Here is a 17,868-nt window from a genome sequence, read left to right on the forward strand (position 1 = left end):
GGCCGTGCTCGGTCGGCTCGCCACGCTCCTCGGGGTCGTCCTCCTGGTCGCGGCGGGCTGCGCGCCGCAGCCACCGTCGGGCTTCGTCACCGGCACCAGCCTGCACCACATCACTGTGGGCGGACACGATCGCACCTATCGGCTCTACAAGCCCGCGGGGACACCGGCTTCCGCGCCGCTCGTGGTGGCGCTGCACGGCTATTCCGGCAGCGGGCGGCAAGTCGAAAGGGATTACGGCTGGGACCAATTGGCCGATTCGGGCCGGTTCGTCGTCACCTACCCCGACGGACTCGACCGGGCCTGGAACGTCGACGGGGAATCGTGCTGCGGCCGGCCCGGGCGAGAGGGTGTGGACGACGTCGCCTTCATCGCGGCGGCGGTGGCCGACATCGCCAAGAATGTCGGCACCGATCCGGCCAGGGTCTACGTCACCGGCATGAGCAACGGCGGCATCATGTCCTACACGCTGGCGTGCACCACCGACATCTTCGCGGCGATCGGCCCGGTGGCCGGCACCTTGCTGAACGAATGCCCGACCCCGCATCCCGTGTCGATCATGCACATTCACGGCACCGCGGACCGGCTCGTCCCCTACGGCGGCGGGCAGGGCTTCAGCGTCATCAACGGCCCGCCGGTGCCCAGCGTGAATGCCTTCTGGCGCAACGTCGATCGGTGTGCGAGCCCGGCCACCACGATCGATGGCCCGGTCAGCACGTCGACCGCGGAATGCGCGGGCAACCGCGGCGTCACGCTCATCACGATCGACCAGGGCGGTCACGAGTGGCCGCCGTTCGCCAGCCGGGTGTTGTGGGCGTTCTTCAGCGCGCACGCCCGCTGACAAATCGACATTACAGCTCTTGTGCGGCTGTCGGGAAAATGTAACATGAGGGGCATGTCGGATACGCATGTCGTCACCAACCAGGTTCCTCCGCTGGAGAACTACAACCCCGCGACGTCCGCGGTGCTCGTCGAGGCCTTGATCCGTGAGGGCGGGCAATGGGGCGTGGAAGAGGTGAACGAGGTGGGCGCGATCGCGGGCGGCCGCGAAGCCCAGCGGTGGGGTGAGCTCGCCGACCGCAACCGGCCGATCCTGCACACGCACGACAAGTACGGCCACCGGGTCGACGAGGTCGAGTACGACCCGGCCTACCACGAGCTGATGCGCACGGCGATCGCCACCGGCATCCACGCCGCGCCGTGGGCCGACGACCGCCCGGGCGCGCACGTGGTGCGGGCCGCGAAGATGTCGGTCTGGAACGTCGAGCCGGGCCACACCTGCCCGATCTCGATGACCTACGCCGTCGTCCCCGCGCTGCGCTACAACCCCGAACTCGCGGCGGTCTATGAGCCCCTGCTCACCAGCCGCGAATACGACCCCGAACTCAAGCTGGCCACCACCAAGCGCGGCATCACCGCCGGCATGTCGATGACCGAGAAGCAGGGCGGGTCCGACGTGCGCGCCGGAACCACGCAGGCGACCCCCAACGGCGATGGCAGCTACAGCCTTACCGGGCACAAGTGGTTCACCTCGGCGCCGATGTGCGACATCTTCCTGGTCCTCGCCCAGGCCCCCGGCGGGCTGTCCTGTTTCCTGCTGCCGCGGGTGCTGCCCGACGGCACGCGCAACCGGATGTTCCTGCAGCGGCTCAAGGACAAGCTCGGCAACCACGCCAACGCGTCGAGCGAGGTGGAATACGACGGCGCCACAGCGTGGTTGGTCGGCGAGGAGGGCCGCGGCGTCCCCACCATCATCGAGATGGTCAACCTCACCCGGCTGGACTGCACGCTGGGCAGCGCCACCAGCATGCGCACCGGACTGACCCGGGCCATCCACCACGCCCAGCACCGAAAGGCGTTCGGCGCCTATCTGATCGACCAGCCGCTGATGCGCAACGTGCTGGCCGACCTGGCCGTCGAGGCCGAGGCCGCCACCATCGTCGCAATGCGGATGGCCGGCGCCACCGACAAGGCGTTGCGCGGCGACGATCGGGAGGCGCTGCTGCGCCGCATCGGATTGGCCGCCAGCAAGTACTGGGTCTGCAAGCGCGCCACCCCGCACGCCGCCGAGGCGCTGGAATGCCTGGGCGGCAATGGCTACGTCGAGGACTCGGGCATGCCGCGGCTGTTCCGGGAGGCCCCGCTGATGGGCATCTGGGAGGGCTCGGGCAACGTCAGCGCGCTGGACGCGTTGCGCGCCATGGCCACCCGTCCCGAATGCGTCGAGGTGCTGTTCGACGAACTGACCGAGAGCGCCGGCGCCGACCCGCGCCTGGCCGCACACGTCGAGCGGCTGCGGCGCGACCTGACCGACCTGGACACCATCGCGCACCGCGCCCGCAAGGTCGCCGAGGACATCTGCCTGGCATTGCAGGGCTCGCTGCTGGTGCGCCACGGCCACCCCGCGGTCGCCGAGGCATTCCTGACCACCCGCCTCGACGGCCGGTGGGGTGGCGCCTACGGCACCATGCCCGCCGGGCTGGACCTCGCGCCGATCCTCGAGCGGGCCCTGGTAAAGGGCTGAGCGGGTGACGCACGCGATCAGGCCGGTCGACTTCGACAACCTCAAGACGATGACCTACGAGGTCACCGATCGGGTTGCCCGGATCACCTTCAACCGGCCGGAGAAGGGCAACGCGATCGTCGCCGACACCCCGCTGGAGCTCTCGGCATTGGTTGAGCGCGCCGACCTCGACCCCAGCGTCCACGTCATCCTGGTGTCCGGTCGCGGCGAGGGATTCTGCGCGGGGTTCGACCTCAGCGCCTACGCCGACCGCACCGGGTCGGCCGGCGGCACCGGCGCGTACCAGGGCACCGTGCTGGACGGAAAAACCCAGGCGGTCAACCACTTACCCGACCGGCCGTGGGACCCCATGATCGACTATCAGATGATGAGCCGCTTCGTGCGCGGCTTCTCCAGCCTGATGCACGCCGACAAGCCGACGGTGGTCAAGATCCACGGCTACTGCGTGGCCGGGGGCACCGACATCGCGCTGCACGCCGACCAGTTGATCGCCGCCGCCGACGCCAAGATCGGCTACCCGCCCACGCGGGTGTGGGGCGTCCCGGCGGCGGGGCTGTGGGCGCACCGGCTCGGTGACCAGCGCGCCAAGCGCCTGCTGTTCACCGGCGACTGCATCACCGGCGCGCAGGCCGCGGAATGGGGGCTGGCGGTCGAGGCGCCGGACGCCGCCGAGCTCGACGAGCGCACTGAGCGGCTCGTGCAACGGATCGCCGCGGTGCCAGTCAACCAGCTGATCATGGTGAAGCTCGCGCTGAATTCGGCTCTGCTGCAACAGGGTGTGGCCACCAGCAGGATGGTGAGCACCGTGTTCGACGGGGTCGCCCGGCACACCCCCGAAGGCCACGCGTTCGTCGCCGACGCCACCGAGCACGGATTCCGGGACGCCGTGCGGCATCGCGACGAGCCCTTCGGCGACTACGGCCGCCGCGCTTCACCGGTATAGCCCATGCCCACCATGACGGCCCGGTCGGTGGTTCTCAGCGTGCTGCTGGGGGCCCACCCGGCCTGCGCCACCGCGAGTGAATTGGTCAGGCTCACTTCCGATTTCGGCATCAAGGAGACGGCCCTGCGGGTGGCGCTCACCCGCATGGTCGGCGCGGGTGACCTCATCCGGTCCGCGGAGGGCTACCGGCTCTCGGATCGCCTGCTGGTCCGCCAGCGGCGGCAGGACGACGCCATCGACCCGCGGCTGCGGCCGTGGGGCGGGGAGTGGGTCACGCTCGTGGTGACCAGCGTGGGCAGCGACGCCCGTACCCGGGCCACGCTGCGGACCGCCCTGCACGCCAAGCGCTTCGGTGAGCTGCGCGAAGGCGTCTGGATGCGGCCCGACAACCTCGAGCTCGACCTGGACCCCGAGATCGCCGCCCGGGTGCGGGTCTTGCGGGCACGCGACGACGACCCCGCCGGGCTGGCCGCCCAGTTGTGGGACCTGCCCGCGTGGGCGCGGGCCGGCCACGAGTTGCTCGACGAGATGGCCGCCGCGTCGGGAATTCCGGGCCATTTCGTGGTAGCGGCGGCCACGGTGCGACACCTACTCACCGACCCGGTGCTGCCCGACGAACTGCTGCCGGCCGACTGGCCCGGCGCCCGGCTGCGTGCGGCCTACCACGACTTCGCCACCGAGTTGCTGCAGCGGCGCGAACCACTATTTGCGGAGGCACAATGAGCGACCCAGTGCGTATCGAGCGCAACGGCGCGGTGACGACGGTCATCCTGAACCGGCCGGCGGCGCGCAACGCGGTCAACGGCCCCACCGCCGCCGCGCTGTACGCGGCATTCGACGCATTCGACCGCGACGACACCGCATCGGTCGCCGTGTTGTGGGGCGAGGGCGGAACCTTCTGCGCCGGAGCCGATTTGAAGGCCTTCGGCACGCTCGAAGCCAACGCCGTGCACCGGACGGGGCCGGGCCCGATGGGGCCGACCCGAATGGTGTTGTCCAAACCCGTGATCGCCGCGGTGAGCGGCTATGCCGTCGCCGGGGGCCTCGAGCTGGCCGTCTGGTGCGACCTGCGGGTGGCCGAGGAGGACGCCGTGTTCGGGGTGTTCTGCCGCCGGTGGGGGGTGCCGCTGATCGACGGCGGCACCGTGCGGCTGCCGCGGCTGATCGGCCACAGCCGCGCGATGGACATGATCCTCACCGGCCGCGGGGTCAAGGCCGACGAAGCGCTCGCGATGGGGTTGGCCAATCGCGTCGTGCCCAACGGTCAGGCGCGGCAGGCGGCCGAGGAGCTGGCCGCGCAACTGGCCGCGCTGCCGCAGCAGTGCCTGCGATCCGACCGACTTTCGGCGCTGCACCAATGGGGGTCAACGGAATCCGAGGCGATCGACTTCGAGTTCGCCAGCATTTCGCGCGTCGCCGCGGAGGCGAACGAGGGGGCCGGCCGCTTCGCGGCCGGGGCGGGCCGACACGGTGCGCCGGCCGGTTAACCGGCGCCTCCGCTCGGCGCCTTAGGGTGCGAGCCTTACCCTGCCGGGTGGCATGGGGGGCGGCTCCGGCGTAACGCCGCCACTGCCGGGAGAGGTGCCCGGCGCGGGAGCGGCAGGCGGCCCCTGTTGCGTTCCCGGTAACGGCTCCTGCACCGGTGGCGGGGGTTGTTGCCGCGGAGACGGTGTCGCGACCGGCGGCGGTGGCATCATGATCTGTGCCGTCGGCGGCGGTGGCGGCGGAAGTTGCGGTGGGTCCGGCTGGCCCGTTTCTCCCACGAGGATCACGTGCGCAGCCGATTCCGGCTGCAAAAGATCGCTTGTCGTGCGAGCGGCGGCGTGCGTGTTCGAGGCGCTCCCCTGGTACCCCATGGCCTCGAGGGAAGCGATCTTCGGTTGGTTGTTCGGGCAGTAGGCCTCGACCGCGGCGGAGATGAATCGCGCAATGGTCCGCGCGACACGGTCGGGAGGGTATTGGCCGGCGGGCCCGTTGGCATTGAACGCTCTTTCCCGCATGTCGGCGACTACGCCGTCCACCGGCATTCCGCCATCGAGTTGGCGACAAATCCGGTGGGCGGTGGCGATGAGACTTGGCACGTTCTCGAGGGCGGGGATTCCCTTCTGGTCGAGCAGCGCCACGAACTGGTCGTCGGGGTTGGGGTCGGCCGCCGCTGCACCGTGGGGCAGCATGACGACGCCGGTGAGTACCAGGAAGGCCGTAATCAGTGCGCCGGCGCGGTGAGTGGTACTGCTGGACATGGCTGGATTCCTTCTGCTGGCAGAATCATATGCCCCAGATCTGCCCGCAGCACCTCGGCGCTTGGAAACTAGTTGCGGCACAACGGCAAGGCTTCACCCGCAACGCCGGCCGGTCAGCCGCCCTTGGTGATGGTGTTGCCCGAGCCAAGGTTGTCGACCTTGGGCTCGCCGTCCTTGTAGGTGATGGTGTTGTTCAGCCCCACCACGCTGATGCGGGTGTCGACCTTGTCCAGGGTGATCTTGTTGTTGGTGCCACCGACGCTGACCGTCACGCAGGTGCCGGTGATGGTCAGGGTGTTGTCCGAACCGCCGACGTTCAGCGACTTGCCGTTGGCGCAGTCAAGCGTCGCGGTGGTGCCCATCGAGCCGTAGTTGAGCGTGTTGCCGATCTCGACCGACGCGGTCGTGCTCGCCCCGCCGGTCGTGGGTGCCGCCCCGGCGCTCGTCGTCGTCGTCGTGCTCTTCGTCGTCGTCGTGGTCGCCCCGGGCGGGTTGGCCGTCGAACTGCAGCCGGCCACCAACACGGCCGCGATGGCGGGCGCAACGGCGAGCGCGGTCAGCCCGGCGGGCCGGTCAAAGATGTGGGCAGACAATGTTCCTCGATTCCCCTCGGTCGGATGGCGGTGTGGTGCCGGACTCAGCCCGGCACCTGCTGGAGCCGGTTGGTCATGCCCAGCTCGCGGCCGCGGTCCCACAGGAACGGCGAGCCGTTGTGGTAGAAGACCGTCTGGTCATAGCCGTACACGGTGATGTCGTGCGAGACGGAGTCGGCGACGACGGTGTTGGACGAGCCCATCACGGTCACCGCGTAGCAGTTGCCCAGCGCGGTGACGTTGTTGAAGGAGCCGTTGACGAACAGGGTGGCGTCGTTGCAGTCCAGCGTCTGCTCGATGCCCTGCCCGACGACGTGGGTGTCGCCATTCTTCGCGTGCGCCGCGGGAAAGGGGCTTGCGGCGACGGCGATGACACAGGTTGCCAGCGACCCGGCGACGGTTGTCCACTTCACTGCGGGCCCCCTTTGTGACGGGTGGATCTGCTCGATGAGATTACGTCCATCCGGCCATGGCTGAAATAGTTTCGCGCCCGGCGTCAACTAGAGTCATTAGTTAAGCACCACGATGAACGCAAGCGAAGGGCCCCGCCATGGCAGCTCACCCGGATACGCCGTCGGCGGCCGGGCGTCCACGCTCGGGGAGGACGGGCTCGCGCCCCGCCAAGCTGAGCCGCGAAGGCATCATCGACGGGGCGCTGACCTTCCTGGACCGGGAGGGCTGGGACGCCCTCACCATCAACGCGCTGGCCACGCAACTGGGCACCAAGGGGCCGTCGCTGTACAACCACGTGGACAGCCTCGAGGACCTGCGCCGCTCGGTGCGGATCCGCGTGATCGACGACATCATCACGATGCTGAACCGGGTCGGCGAGGGCCGCGCCCGCGACGACGCGGTGCTGGTCATGGCGGGCGCCTACCGCAGCTACGCCCATCACCACCCCGGCCGGTACTCGGCCTTCACCCGGATGCCGCTGGGCGGCGACGACCCTGAGTACACGGCGGCGACCCGGGGAGCGGCCGCGCCGGTGATCTCGGTGCTGTCCTCCTACGGTCTCGACGGCGACGAGGCCTTCTACGCGGCGCTGGAGTTCTGGTCCGCGCTGCACGGCTTCGTGCTGCTGGAGATGACCGGCGTCATGGACGACATCGACACCGACGCGTTGTTCTCGGACATGGTGCTGCGGCTGGCGGCGGGCCTCGAGCGCCGCGTCGCGCACCACGGCGCCAGGTTCTGATGCGATGGTGGCGACCCGCTTCGCCCGGCTGCGCCGCGCTCGCGATCGCCACTAGTCCGATGGTGGCGACCCGCTTCGCCCGGCTGCGCCGCGCTCGCGATCGCCACTAGTCCGATGGTGGCGACCCGCTTCGCCCGGCTGCGCCGCGCTCGCGATCGCCACTAGTCCGATGGTGGCGACCCGCTTCGCCCGGCTGCGCCGCGCTCGCGATCGCCACTAGTCCGCTTTGACCTGCGAGACCGGCGGCGGGTATTGTGGAGGCTCGTGCCTGGCGGCTTACGGCGCCTAACCGTAAGGAAGTGGATGCCGGGCAAATTCGCATGTCCACGATGCATCGGATCTTCTCCGGTGCGTAGCGCGTGCGACACACCCGGCCGCGGGGTAACGCGGACGGACAAAACTGCAGTACGAAGACTTGAGAACCGCCGACAGACACCAAACACGAACACAGAAAGCCGGTAGATGCCAACGATTCAGCAGCTGGTCCGCAAGGGTCGCCGCGACAAGATCGCCAAGGTCAAGACCGCGGCCCTGAAGGGCAGCCCGCAGCGCCGTGGCGTATGCACTCGCGTGTACACCACCACCCCGAAGAAGCCGAACTCGGCGCTTCGGAAGGTCGCGCGCGTGAAGCTGACGAGCCAGGTCGAGGTCACCGCCTACATCCCGGGCGAGGGCCACAACCTGCAGGAGCACTCGATGGTCCTGGTGCGCGGTGGCCGAGTCAAGGACCTGCCCGGCGTGCGGTACAAGATCATCCGCGGTTCGCTCGACACCCAGGGGGTCAAGAACCGCAAGCAGGCCCGCAGCCGTTACGGCGCCAAGAAGGAGAAGAGCTGATGCCGCGCAAGGGGCCCGCGCCGAAGCGTCCGTTGGTCAACGACCCCGTCTACGGGTCGCAGCTGGTCACCCAGCTGGTGAACAAAGTTCTCCTGCAGGGGAAGAAATCGCTGGCCGAGCGCATTGTTTATGGTGCGCTCGAGAATGCCCGGGACAAGACCGGCACCGATCCCGTGATCACGCTCAAGCGCGCTCTCGACAACGTCAAGCCCGCGCTGGAGGTGCGCAGCCGCCGCGTCGGCGGTGCGACCTACCAGGTTCCGGTCGAGGTCCGTCCGGACCGGTCCACCACGCTGGCGCTGCGCTGGCTTGTCAGCTTCTCGCGGCAACGCCGGGAAAAGACGATGGTCGAGCGGCTGGCGAACGAGATCCTGGACGCCAGCAACGGCCTGGGAGCCTCCGTCAAGCGGCGTGAGGACACCCACAAGATGGCCGAGGCCAACCGCGCCTTCGCGCACTATCGCTGGTAGGAGCCGCCCGGCTCCGACTGGCGGAGCTGCCGGAGGCCGGACAGACAGCAACCAAGCAATCGAAAGAGTGGGAAGACTTCTGTGGCACAGAAGGACGTGCTGACCGACCTGACCAAGGTCCGCAACATCGGCATCATGGCGCACATCGACGCCGGCAAGACGACGACGACGGAGCGCATCCTCTACTACACCGGTATCAGCTACAAGATCGGTGAGGTGCACGACGGCGCCGCCACCATGGACTGGATGGAGCAGGAGCAGGAGCGGGGGATCACCATCACCTCCGCCGCGACCACCTGCTTCTGGAACGACAACCAGATCAACATCATCGACACCCCCGGCCACGTCGACTTCACCGTCGAGGTGGAGCGCAGCCTGCGCGTGCTCGACGGTGCCGTGGCCGTCTTCGACGGCAAGGAGGGTGTCGAGCCGCAGTCCGAGCAGGTGTGGCGGCAGGCCGACAAATACGACGTCCCGCGTATCTGCTTCGTCAACAAGATGGACAAGATCGGCGCCGACTTCTACTTCTCGGTGAAGACCATGGAAGAGCGGCTGGGCGCCAACGTCATCCCGATCCAGCTGCCCGTCGGCTCCGAGGGTGACTTCGAGGGCGTCGTCGACCTGGTCGAGATGAAGGCCAAGGTATGGAGCGCCGAGGCCAAGCTCGGCGAGAAGTACGACGTCGTCGACATCCCGGCCGACCTGCAGGAGAAGGCCGACGAGTACCGCACCAAGCTGCTCGAGGCCGTCGCCGAGACCGACGAGGCGCTGCTGGAGAAGTACCTGGGCGGCGAGGAGCTCACCGTCGAGGAGATCAAGGGCGCGATCCGCAAGCTGACCATCAGCTCGGAGGCGTACCCGGTGCTGTGCGGGAGCGCCTTCAAGAACAAGGGCGTGCAGCCGATGCTGGACGCGGTCATCGACTACCTGCCCTCGCCGCTGGACGTGCCGCCGGCCGTCGGCCACGCGCCCGGCAAGGAGGACGTCGAGGTCATCCGCAAGCCGTCCACCGACGAGCCGTTCGCCGCGCTGGCGTTCAAGGTCGCCACGCACCCGTTCTTCGGGAAGCTGACCTACGTCCGGGTGTACTCGGGCAAGGTCGATTCCGGCAGCCAGGTCATCAACGCCACCAAGGGCAAGAAGGAGCGGCTGGGCAAGCTGTTCCAGATGCACTCCAACAAGGAGAACCCGGTGGAGACCGCCTCGGCGGGTCACATCTACGCGGTGATCGGCCTGAAGGACACCACTACCGGCGACACCTTGTGCGACCCCAACGACCAGGTCGTGCTGGAGTCCATGACCTTCCCCGATCCGGTCATCGAGGTGGCGATCGAGCCCAAGACGAAGAGCGACCAGGAGAAGCTGTCGCTGTCGATCCAGAAGCTCGCCGAAGAGGACCCGACGTTCAAGGTGCACCTGGACCAGGAGACCGGCCAGACCGTCATCGGCGGGATGGGCGAGCTGCACCTGGACATCCTGGTGGACCGCATGCGCCGCGAGTTCAAGGTCGAGGCCAACGTCGGTAAGCCGCAGGTCGCCTACAAGGAGACCATCAAGCGGGCCGCGAACAACGTCGAGTTCACCCACAAGAAGCAGACGGGTGGCTCGGGCCAGTTCGCGAAGGTGATCATCAACCTCGAGCCGTTCACCGGCGAGGACGGTGCCACCTACGAGTTCGAGAACAAGGTCACCGGTGGCCGCATCCCCCGGGAGTACATCCCGTCGGTGGACGCGGGCGCGCAGGACGCGATGCAGTACGGCGTGCTGGCCGGCTACCCGCTGGTGAACCTCAAGGTCACGCTGCTCGACGGCGCCTTCCACGAGGTCGACTCCTCGGAGATGGCGTTCAAGATCGCCGGTTCGCAGGTCCTGAAAAAGGCTGCGCAGCAAGCACAGCCGGTGATCCTGGAACCGATCATGGCCGTCGAGGTCACCACGCCCGAGGACTACATGGGCGACGTGATCGGCGACCTGAACTCTCGCCGTGGCCAGATCCAGGCCATGGAGGAGCGGAGCGGTGCACGCGTCGTCAGGGCGCACGTGCCGCTGTCGGAGATGTTCGGCTACGTCGGCGACCTGAGGTCCAAGACCCAAGGCCGGGCGAACTACTCCATGGTGTTCGACTCCTACGCCGAAGTGCCGGCGAACGTGTCGAAGGAGATCATCGCGAAGGCGACGGGTCAGTGACCGAAGACGACGGCGAGTAAGCGAAGCTTACGAGCAAGGAGTCGAGCGGTAAACGCAGACACCCTCGGAGTAATCTTGCCGGGTCATTGCAAAGCCTTGGGCGCGGCACAACTGAAAACACCAACACTGCTTTAACGAGCACCAACAAGTCCAGGAGGACAACGAAGTGGCGAAGGCGAAGTTCGAGCGGACGAAGCCGCACGTCAACATTGGGACCATCGGTCACGTTGACCACGGCAAGACGACGCTGACCGCGGCTATCACCAAGGTTCTGCACGACAAGTACCCGGACCTGAACGAGTCCCGTGCGTTCGACCAGATCGACAACGCGCCCGAGGAGCGTCAGCGCGGTATCACCATCAACATCTCCCACGTGGAGTACCAGACCGACAAGCGGCACTACGCCCACGTCGACGCCCCCGGTCACGCCGACTACATCAAGAACATGATCACCGGCGCCGCCCAGATGGACGGCGCGATCCTGGTGGTCGCCGCGACCGACGGCCCGATGCCGCAGACCCGCGAGCACGTGCTGTTGGCGCGTCAGGTCGGCGTGCCCTACATCCTGGTCGCGCTGAACAAGGCCGACATGGTCGACGACGAGGAACTGCTGGAGCTCGTCGAGATGGAGGTCCGCGAGCTGCTGGCCGCCCAGGAGTTCGACGAGGACGCCCCGGTGGTCCGGGTCTCGGCGCTCAAGGCGCTCGAGGGCGACGCCAAGTGGGTGGAGTCCGTCGAGCAGCTGATGGAGGCCGTCGACGAGTCGATCCCGGACCCCGTCCGCGAGACCGAGAAGCCGTTCCTGATGCCGGTGGAGGACGTGTTCACCATCACCGGTCGTGGCACCGTGGTCACCGGCCGCGTCGAGCGCGGCGTGATCAACGTGAACGAGGAAGTCGAGATCGTCGGCATCAAGCCGACCAGCACCAAGACCACGGTCACCGGTGTGGAGATGTTCCGCAAGCTGCTCGACCAGGGCCAGGCGGGGGACAACGTCGGCCTGTTGCTGCGCGGTATCAAGCGTGAGGACGTCGAGCGGGGCCAGGTCGTCACCAAGCCCGGCACCACCACGCCGCACACGGAGTTCGAGGGCTCGGTCTACATTCTGTCCAAGGACGAGGGTGGCCGGCACACGCCGTTCTTCAACAACTACCGTCCGCAGTTCTACTTCCGCACCACCGACGTGACCGGTGTGGTGACGCTGCCGGAGGGCACCGAAATGGTGATGCCCGGTGACAACACCAACATCTCGGTCAAGCTGATCCAGCCCGTCGCCATGGACGAGGGCCTGCGGTTCGCGATCCGCGAGGGTGGCCGCACCGTCGGCGCCGGCCGGGTCGTCAAGATCATCAAGTAAGTTCCTCAGCGCTAAAGCCCGGATTGCCGATCGCGGCAATCCGGGCTTTATGCGTTTTACCGGGCCGAACGCGGCCGGCTCCGCTAGGATTCCTCGGTAAGGGAGTCGGGGGCGGAAGTGGCCGGGAGGTTCGGATGTCCTTCGTATTCGCGACGCCTGAGTACGTCGAGGCTGCGGCGTCGGATCTAGCCAGGATCGGGTGGACGATCACGTCGGCGAACTCGATGGCGATGGGCCCGACGTCCAGCGTGCTGGCGCCGGGTGCCGACGAGGTGTCGACCAGCATCGCGGCGCTGTTCGGCGCGCACTCCCAGGTGTACCAGGCGCTCAGCGCGCAGGCCGCGGCGTTTCACAACCAGTTCGTGCAGCTGATGAACGGCGGCTCGATGCAGTATCTCGCCACCGAGGCCGCCAACACCACGCCGTTGCAGAGCGCGGCGGCACCCGCCTCGATGGCGGCGCAGCTGCCGGCGGCAACCGCGGCGGGTGGTTCGGCGCCAGGCGTCCCGGCGGCCCCCCTGATGTCGGCCGTCGCGCCGGCTTCGGCGCTCGCGGGCGCCCCGGCACCGGCAAGTCCGACGGTGGCCGCGGCCACCACGGCACCGGCCGCGGTCGCGCCGGCCGCCACACCGGCAACGCCGGTGCGGATGGTCACGCCCGCCTACACCCCGGCCGCCCCGCAGCCCGCGACACCGACACCGGCTCCGGCCAGTTCGCTGGTGTCGGCGCCCGCCCAGGTCGAGACACCCCCGGCGGCCGCGTCCCCCGCGATGCCGGTGTCGACCGGCACGCCGGTGAAGATGGTGTCGGCCCATGCGCCCGCCGCGGGGACCCACGCGGACTCTTCGGCCCGGCCCGCGCCGACGCTGATTCCCAAGGTGGACTGACGGCGGCCCGGTTGCGCGTATGCGGCTCGCGGTAAGACCGCGACAGCTAATCTGACACGAAAAATCCCAGCCAGGGTAAGGAGACACTCGTGTTGGCGCGCTACCTGAAGGCACAGTTGGTGGTTTTGCTGTGCGGCGGCCTGGTCGGGCCGATTTTCCTGATCGTCTACTTCACCCTCGGGCTGGGCAGCCTGCTGCAGTGGATGTTCTACGTCGGCCTGCTCATCACCGTGGCCGACGTGCTGATTGCACTCGCACTGGCCAACTACGGCGCGAAGTCCTCGGCCCAGACCGCGGAGCTCGAACAGCACGGCGTGCTGGCGCTCGCTCAGATCACCGGTGTCACCGAGACGGGGACGTGGATCAACAACCAGCAGGTGGTCAAGGTGCACCTGCACATCGCCGGGCCCGGGTTACTGCCGTTCGACAGCGAAGACCGGGTGATCGCCAGCGTGACCCGGCTCGGCAACCTCAACGCCCGCAAGCTGGTGGTACTGGTCAACCCCACCACCAACGAATACCGAATCGACTGGGAGCGAAGCGCTTTGGTTAACGGCCTGGTGCCCGCGCAGTTCACCGTGGCCGAAGACAACCAGACCTACGACCTGAGCGGGCAGTCCGGCCCGTTGATGGAGATCCTGCAGATCCTCAAGGCGAACCACGTTCCGCTGAACCGGATGGTCGACATCCGGTCGAACCCGGTGCTGCGCCAGCAGATTCAGGCGGTGGTGCGCCGGGCGGCGCAACAACAAGCGCCGGCCGCCCAGCCGGCGACTGCCGGCGGGCCCGCGCCGGTGGTCACGCCGCCGCAGCCGTCGATCGCGCAGCGGCTGCAGGAGCTCGAGACGCTGCGGGCCAGCGGCGCACTGACCGACGAGGAATACAACAGCCGGCGGGCCCAGATCATCTCCGAGATCTGAACGCGGGGCGAGTTAGAACAGGTTTCAGTTTCGCTGCTAGCCTGTCCCAGTGGCTGGATCACTGCAGGGGCGGGTCGCATTCGTCACCGGCGCCGCCCGCGCACAGGGCCGTTCTCACGCGGTGCGGCTGGCTCGGGAAGGCGCCGACATCATCGCGCTCGACATCTGCGCGCCGGCGTCGAAGTGCCTGACCTACACGCCGGCCACGCCTGAGGACCTCAGCGAGACCGTCCGGCTGGTGGAAGCCGAGGGCCGCAAGGTCCTGGCCCGCGAAGCGGACATCCGGGACGACGCCGCGCTGCGCCAACTCGTGGCCGACGGCGTCGAACAGTTCGGCCGGCTCGACGTCGTGGTGGCCAACGCCGGGGTCTTGAGCTGGGGCCGGCTGTGGGAACTCACCGACGAGCAGTGGGACACCGTGATCGGGGTGAACCTGACCGGCACCTGGCGCACGCTGCGCGCCGCCGTGCCCGCGATGATCGACGCCGGTAACGGGGGCTCAATCGTGGTGGTGAGCTCGTCAGCGGGCCTGAAAGCCACCCCGGGCAACGGGCATTACTCGGCCAGCAAGCACGGGCTGACCGCGCTGACCAATACGCTGGCCATCGAGCTCGGCGAATACCACATCCGCGTCAACTCCATCCACCCCTACTCGGTCGACACCCCGATGATCGAGCCGGAGGCGATGATGGAGATATTTGCCCGCCACCCCAGCTTCGTGCACAGCTTCCCTCCGATGCCCTTGCAGCCCAACGGGTTCATGACGCCCGACGAGGTGGCCGATGTGGTGGCGTGGCTAGCTGGAGATGGGTCGGGCACGATCACCGGGACGCAGGTTCCCGTGGACAAGGGCGCCTTGAAGTACTGATCGCGGATCGTGGTATGAACTCCACGTGACCGCTAGCAAAGGAATCGTGATCGTCGGCGGCGGGCTGGCCGCCGCCCGGACCGCGGAACAACTTCGCCGATCGGAGTACGCGGGCCGCGTCACGATCATCAGCGACGAGGCGCACGTGCCGTACGATCGCCCGCCGCTGTCAAAAGAGGTGCTGCGCAAAGAGGTCGACGACGTGGCCCTCAAACCCCGCGAGTGGTACGACGAGAACGACATCACCCTGCGGCTGGGCGCGGCGGCCACCGGCCTGGACACCGCGGCGCAGACGGTGACCCTGGCCGACGGGTCGGTCATCGGCTACGAGGAACTCGTCATCGCGACCGGCTTGGTGCCGCGGCGCATCCCGACGCTGCCGGACCTGGAGGGCATCCGGGTGCTGCGCACGTTCGACGAGAGCATGGCGCTGCGTGAGCACGCGTCCGCCGCCCAGCGCGCCGTCGTCATCGGCGCCGGGTTCATCGGCTGCGAGGTGGCGGCCAGCCTGCGCAGCCTGGGGGTGGACGTGGTGTTGGTCGAGCCGCAGCCCACGCCCCTGGCGTCGGTGCTCGGCGAGCGGATCGGTGAGCTCGTCGCGCGGCTGCACCGTGCGGAGGGGGTCGACGTCCGCCTCGGTGTCGGGGTGACCGAGGTGCGCGGCGACGGACGGGTGGACACCGTGGTGCTGACCGACGGCTCGGAGCTGGCGGCCGACCTGGTGGTCATCGGCATCGGGTCGCGCCCGGCGACGGGCTGGCTCGAGGGCAGCGGCATCGAGGTGGACAACGGCGTGCTCTGCGACGAGGCCGGCCGGACCAGCGCGCCACACGTGTGGGCGCTCGGTGACGTCGCCTCCTGGCGCGACGCGACGGGACACCAAGCCCGCGTGGAACATTGGAGCAACGTCGCCGACCAGACCCGAGTCGTGGTGCCCGCGATGCTGGGGCAGGACGTGTCGTCGGCCGTGGTCGTCCCGTACTTCTGGAGCGACCAATACGACGTCAAGATCCAGTGCCTCGGAGAGCCCGAAGCCACCGACACCGTCCACCTCATCGAAGACGACGGCCGCAAGTTCCTGGCGTATTACGAGCGCGACGGGGTGCTGGTCGGGGTGGTCGGCGGCGGGATGCCCGGCAAGGTCATGAAGGTCCGCGCCAAGATCGCCGCCGGCGCGCCCATTTCCGACGTGCTGGGCTGAACCTCAGTGCCACTGCACGGGAGGGCCGTGCGGGTGGCATTCGCCGAGAATCTCCAGCTCGCCGCCGGGCCACCGGCGAGCGCGCACCAGGAACCGGATCGGCGAGTCGTGGCCCCCGCGCGCCGGCTCCAGCGTGAGGTGCACGAACGGCGATCGCTCGTCCGCCCGTCCGCCCAGCGCGCGAACCCGGGCGCGCACCGTCTCGCGCTCCTCGCCGGACAGGTACTGCCAGGTGATCGAGTGCCACAACACCGTCAGGGCACCGTCGGCGAGCGTCAGGCCGGCGACGGCGTCGGCCGCCGTCTGGCGCTCCAGCCGCGCGGGCACCCGCCTGGCGACGTCGATGGCGCCGCGCAGCCGCTCGAGCCGGGCCGCCTGATCGGGCCAGACGTAGCTCAACACGGTGAGCTCCCCATCGGCCCCGGTGACGTCGATGGGCGCGATGTCATATCCGCGCCGCTCGACGATGCGCAGCCCGCCGCCGGGCGGCAGCGCGCCGCGCCACGCGTCGGTGATGGTCACCGGCGAATCGCTGGGTCCCCAGTGTCCCTCGCCGAACCGGTACCGGTAGTGGTCCGCGCGCAGGTTCAGTCCCGCGCTGGTCCCGATCTCGAAAAGCCTTACCGGCAAGCTGAATTCACTGTTGACGCGCAACAGGGCGCCGATCAGCGCTGCTGATCTGCCCACCTCGTTGGTCTGCGGCGGTTGCCGCAACGCCGCCCGCAGCGCGTCGGAGTGGACGGCCGCGGCGTCCCGGATTTCGGGCCACGCCGATTCGGCGTTCCAGCTGCCCCCGGTGCTGGGATACCACCGGCGCAGGTGCGCTGCCCGCCCGTCGAGCACCAGCCGGTGCAGGCCGCCGAGCAGTCGCAGCGGCACCGCAAGGCGCGAGGGGTCGTCCTCGTGGCCGGACAGGATGGCCGCGAACACGCCGCCGGCCTCGACGTCACGGGCCACCAGCTCGAAAAGCTCGCCATACATCGGCGAACCCGAGACGGCGCAGAAGCGCCCCTGCGCGCGCAGGGTGTGCAGCAGGTGATCGCCGCTCACCGGTCCAGCCCGTCCAGCCCGGTCCCCACGACGTCGAACGCGTGGCCCAGCGCGGCCGGCAGCGGGACGGACTCGTCGCCGAGCCAGTGCTCGTAGGCCGACAACGCCACCCCCAGCATGGTCCAGGCGACGGTCTGAGGCAGCAGGTCGGTCGTCTTGCAGTCCGACCGGCGGGCCACGAAGCCGGCGATCACCTCCCGCCAGCCGGCGTACATCGTCATCGAGTAGGCCTGCAGTTCGGCGGTTTGCAGGATGACGCGCATACGCTGGCGGTGCCGCGCGGTCTCGGATTCGTCAAAGGTGTTGAACGCCAACAGCGCATCGCGCAGCGCCTGGCCCAGCGGCACCCGCGGATCGACCTGGTCGAGCAGGTCGCGCAGGTGCGCGAGGTGGGTGTCGAAGTCGCCCCACGGGATGGCGTTCTTGGACGCGTAGTAGCGGAACAGCGTCCGCCGCGAGATGCCGGCGGCCCGCGCGACGTCGTCGACGCTGACGTCGGCGAAACCGCGGGCGCTGAACAGCTCGATGGCGACGGCGGTGATGTGGTGCGGCGTGGTCGAGCGGCGACGGCCCACTCGCGGCTGCGGCCCCATGAG

19 protein-coding genes and 1 pseudogene are annotated in these 17,868 nt (G+C 68.7%); 14 read left to right on the forward strand and 6 right to left on the reverse strand.

The features are described from left to right. The first annotated feature begins 4 nt into the window (after positions 1-4). From G6N51_RS23055 to G6N51_RS23075, 5 genes are read left to right on the forward strand one after another with little or no spacing between them, the layout of a single operon-like run. Positions 5-838, forward strand: coding sequence for an alpha/beta hydrolase family esterase (locus G6N51_RS23055; RefSeq protein ID WP_083171600.1), 834 nt, complete (start codon positions 5-7; stop codon positions 836-838). Between the two features lie 54 nt (positions 839-892). Continuing rightward, positions 893-2,521, forward strand: coding sequence for an acyl-CoA dehydrogenase family protein (locus G6N51_RS23060; RefSeq protein WP_083171599.1), 1,629 nt, complete (start codon positions 893-895; stop codon positions 2,519-2,521). Between the two features lie 4 nt (positions 2,522-2,525). After that, complete coding sequence (locus tag G6N51_RS23065; RefSeq protein ID WP_083171598.1) at positions 2,526-3,464, forward strand: crotonase/enoyl-CoA hydratase family protein; 939 nt, start codon at positions 2,526-2,528, stop codon at positions 3,462-3,464. A gap of 3 nt (positions 3,465-3,467) precedes the next feature. Continuing rightward, positions 3,468-4,187 carry a PaaX family transcriptional regulator C-terminal domain-containing protein gene (locus tag G6N51_RS23070; RefSeq protein ID WP_083171597.1) on the forward strand — a complete coding sequence of 240 codons (720 nt, stop codon included), beginning with the start codon at positions 3,468-3,470 and terminating at the stop codon, positions 4,185-4,187. After that, positions 4,184-4,951, forward strand: a complete 768-nt coding sequence (locus G6N51_RS23075; RefSeq protein ID WP_083171596.1) for a crotonase/enoyl-CoA hydratase family protein — start codon at positions 4,184-4,186, stop codon at positions 4,949-4,951. The genes G6N51_RS23070 and G6N51_RS23075 overlap by 4 nt, the downstream gene beginning before the upstream one ends. Before the next feature lie 21 nt (positions 4,952-4,972). On the opposite strand, the gene G6N51_RS23080 is transcribed toward G6N51_RS23075, so the two are convergent. The 3 genes from G6N51_RS23080 to G6N51_RS23090 all read right to left on the reverse strand — a co-directional run bounded on the left by G6N51_RS23080 (position 4,973) and on the right by G6N51_RS23090 (position 6,713). Further along, a complete protein-coding gene (locus G6N51_RS23080) occupies positions 4,973-5,707 on the reverse strand; it encodes a DUF732 domain-containing protein (RefSeq protein ID WP_083171595.1) in 735 nt (244 codons plus the stop codon). 113 nt (positions 5,708-5,820) lie between these two features. Then, entirely contained in the window at positions 5,821-6,300 is a 480-nt protein-coding gene (locus tag G6N51_RS23085; protein WP_083171594.1) for a DUF3060 domain-containing protein, read from the reverse strand. Between the two features lie 44 nt (positions 6,301-6,344). Then, positions 6,345-6,713 (reverse strand): DUF3060 domain-containing protein, encoded by a 369-nt coding sequence (locus G6N51_RS23090; protein ID WP_083171593.1) that lies wholly within the window; start codon positions 6,711-6,713, stop codon positions 6,345-6,347. 137 nt (positions 6,714-6,850) lie between these two features. Here G6N51_RS23090 and G6N51_RS23095 point away from each other — a divergent pair, with 137 nt between their 5' ends. Next, positions 6,851-7,495 (forward strand): TetR/AcrR family transcriptional regulator, encoded by a 645-nt coding sequence (locus G6N51_RS23095; protein WP_083171592.1) that lies wholly within the window; start codon positions 6,851-6,853, stop codon positions 7,493-7,495. Positions 7,496-7,612: 117 nt separating this feature from the next. Here G6N51_RS23095 and G6N51_RS29725 read toward each other — a convergent pair. Further along, a pseudogene (locus tag G6N51_RS29725) lies at positions 7,613-7,712 on the reverse strand (hypothetical protein); the annotation flags it as partial. A gap of 245 nt (positions 7,713-7,957) precedes the next feature. Between G6N51_RS29725 and rpsL the strand changes: the two are divergent. The 8 genes from rpsL to G6N51_RS23140 all read left to right on the forward strand — a co-directional run bounded on the left by rpsL (position 7,958) and on the right by G6N51_RS23140 (position 16,222). Then, positions 7,958-8,332, forward strand: coding sequence for a 30S ribosomal protein S12 (gene rpsL, locus G6N51_RS23105; protein ID WP_007167812.1), 375 nt, complete (start codon positions 7,958-7,960; stop codon positions 8,330-8,332). Then, the gene (rpsG, locus tag G6N51_RS23110) at positions 8,332-8,802 is read left to right on the forward strand and encodes a 30S ribosomal protein S7 (RefSeq protein ID WP_007167813.1); all 471 of its coding nucleotides are present in this window, start codon (positions 8,332-8,334) and stop codon (positions 8,800-8,802) included. Before rpsL ends, rpsG begins: the two co-directional genes overlap by 1 nt. An 81-nt stretch (positions 8,803-8,883) precedes the next feature. Further along, positions 8,884-10,989 carry an elongation factor G gene (gene fusA / locus G6N51_RS23115; protein WP_083171591.1) on the forward strand — a complete coding sequence of 702 codons (2,106 nt, stop codon included), beginning with the start codon at positions 8,884-8,886 and terminating at the stop codon, positions 10,987-10,989. Between the two features lie 166 nt (positions 10,990-11,155). After that, positions 11,156-12,346 carry an elongation factor Tu gene (tuf, locus tag G6N51_RS23120; protein ID WP_083171590.1) on the forward strand — a complete coding sequence of 397 codons (1,191 nt, stop codon included), beginning with the start codon at positions 11,156-11,158 and terminating at the stop codon, positions 12,344-12,346. A 134-nt stretch (positions 12,347-12,480) separates the two neighbouring features. Beyond that, the gene (locus tag G6N51_RS23125; protein WP_083171589.1) at positions 12,481-13,233 is read left to right on the forward strand and encodes a PE family protein; all 753 of its coding nucleotides are present in this window, start codon (positions 12,481-12,483) and stop codon (positions 13,231-13,233) included. A gap of 89 nt (positions 13,234-13,322) precedes the next feature. Next, positions 13,323-14,153, forward strand: coding sequence for an SHOCT domain-containing protein (locus G6N51_RS23130; protein WP_083171588.1), 831 nt, complete (start codon positions 13,323-13,325; stop codon positions 14,151-14,153). A gap of 49 nt (positions 14,154-14,202) precedes the next feature. Beyond that, positions 14,203-15,021 (forward strand): mycofactocin-coupled SDR family oxidoreductase, encoded by an 819-nt coding sequence (locus G6N51_RS23135; protein WP_083171587.1) that lies wholly within the window; start codon positions 14,203-14,205, stop codon positions 15,019-15,021. Positions 15,022-15,046: 25 nt separating this feature from the next. Beyond that, positions 15,047-16,222: an NAD(P)/FAD-dependent oxidoreductase gene (locus G6N51_RS23140; RefSeq protein WP_083171586.1), complete on the forward strand. Its 1,176-nt coding sequence runs from the start codon at positions 15,047-15,049 to the stop codon at positions 16,220-16,222. A gap of 3 nt (positions 16,223-16,225) precedes the next feature. On the opposite strand, the gene G6N51_RS23145 is transcribed toward G6N51_RS23140, so the two are convergent. Both G6N51_RS23145 and mftR read right to left on the reverse strand, forming a co-directional pair. Beyond that, positions 16,226-17,272: a DUF2332 domain-containing protein gene (locus tag G6N51_RS23145; RefSeq protein WP_083171585.1), complete on the reverse strand. Its 1,047-nt coding sequence runs from the start codon at positions 17,270-17,272 to the stop codon at positions 16,226-16,228. Beyond that, a complete protein-coding gene (gene mftR / locus G6N51_RS23150; protein ID WP_083171584.1) occupies positions 17,269-17,865 on the reverse strand; it encodes a mycofactocin system transcriptional regulator in 597 nt (198 codons plus the stop codon). The genes G6N51_RS23145 and mftR overlap by 4 nt, the downstream gene beginning before the upstream one ends. Positions 17,866-17,868 lie beyond the last annotated feature (3 nt).

Source organism: Mycobacterium paraseoulense, from assembly GCF_010731655.1.
In the GTDB taxonomy this organism is placed as follows: domain Bacteria; phylum Actinomycetota; class Actinomycetes; order Mycobacteriales; family Mycobacteriaceae; genus Mycobacterium; species Mycobacterium paraseoulense.

What these genes read in the sequence shown, in the direction of transcription:
- G6N51_RS23060 (WP_083171599.1), top strand. Translation starts at nt 893, where the DNA reads ATGTCGGATACGCATGTCGTCACCAACCAGGTTCCTCCGCTGGAGAAC.
- G6N51_RS23095 (WP_083171592.1), top strand. Translation starts at nt 6,851, where the DNA reads ATGGCAGCTCACCCGGATACGCCGTCGGCGGCCGGGCGTCCACGCTCG.
- G6N51_RS23080 (WP_083171595.1), bottom strand. Translation starts at nt 5,707, where the DNA reads ATGTCCAGCAGTACCACTCACCGCGCCGGCGCACTGATTACGGCCTTC.
- G6N51_RS23125 (WP_083171589.1), top strand. Translation starts at nt 12,481, where the DNA reads ATGTCCTTCGTATTCGCGACGCCTGAGTACGTCGAGGCTGCGGCGTCG.
- G6N51_RS23070 (WP_083171597.1), top strand. Translation starts at nt 3,468, where the DNA reads ATGCCCACCATGACGGCCCGGTCGGTGGTTCTCAGCGTGCTGCTGGGG.
- rpsL (WP_007167812.1), top strand. Translation starts at nt 7,958, where the DNA reads ATGCCAACGATTCAGCAGCTGGTCCGCAAGGGTCGCCGCGACAAGATC.
- mftR (WP_083171584.1), bottom strand. Translation starts at nt 17,865, where the DNA reads ATGGGGCCGCAGCCGCGAGTGGGCCGTCGCCGCTCGACCACGCCGCAC.
- rpsG (WP_007167813.1), top strand. Translation starts at nt 8,332, where the DNA reads ATGCCGCGCAAGGGGCCCGCGCCGAAGCGTCCGTTGGTCAACGACCCC.
- G6N51_RS23075 (WP_083171596.1), top strand. Translation starts at nt 4,184, where the DNA reads ATGAGCGACCCAGTGCGTATCGAGCGCAACGGCGCGGTGACGACGGTC.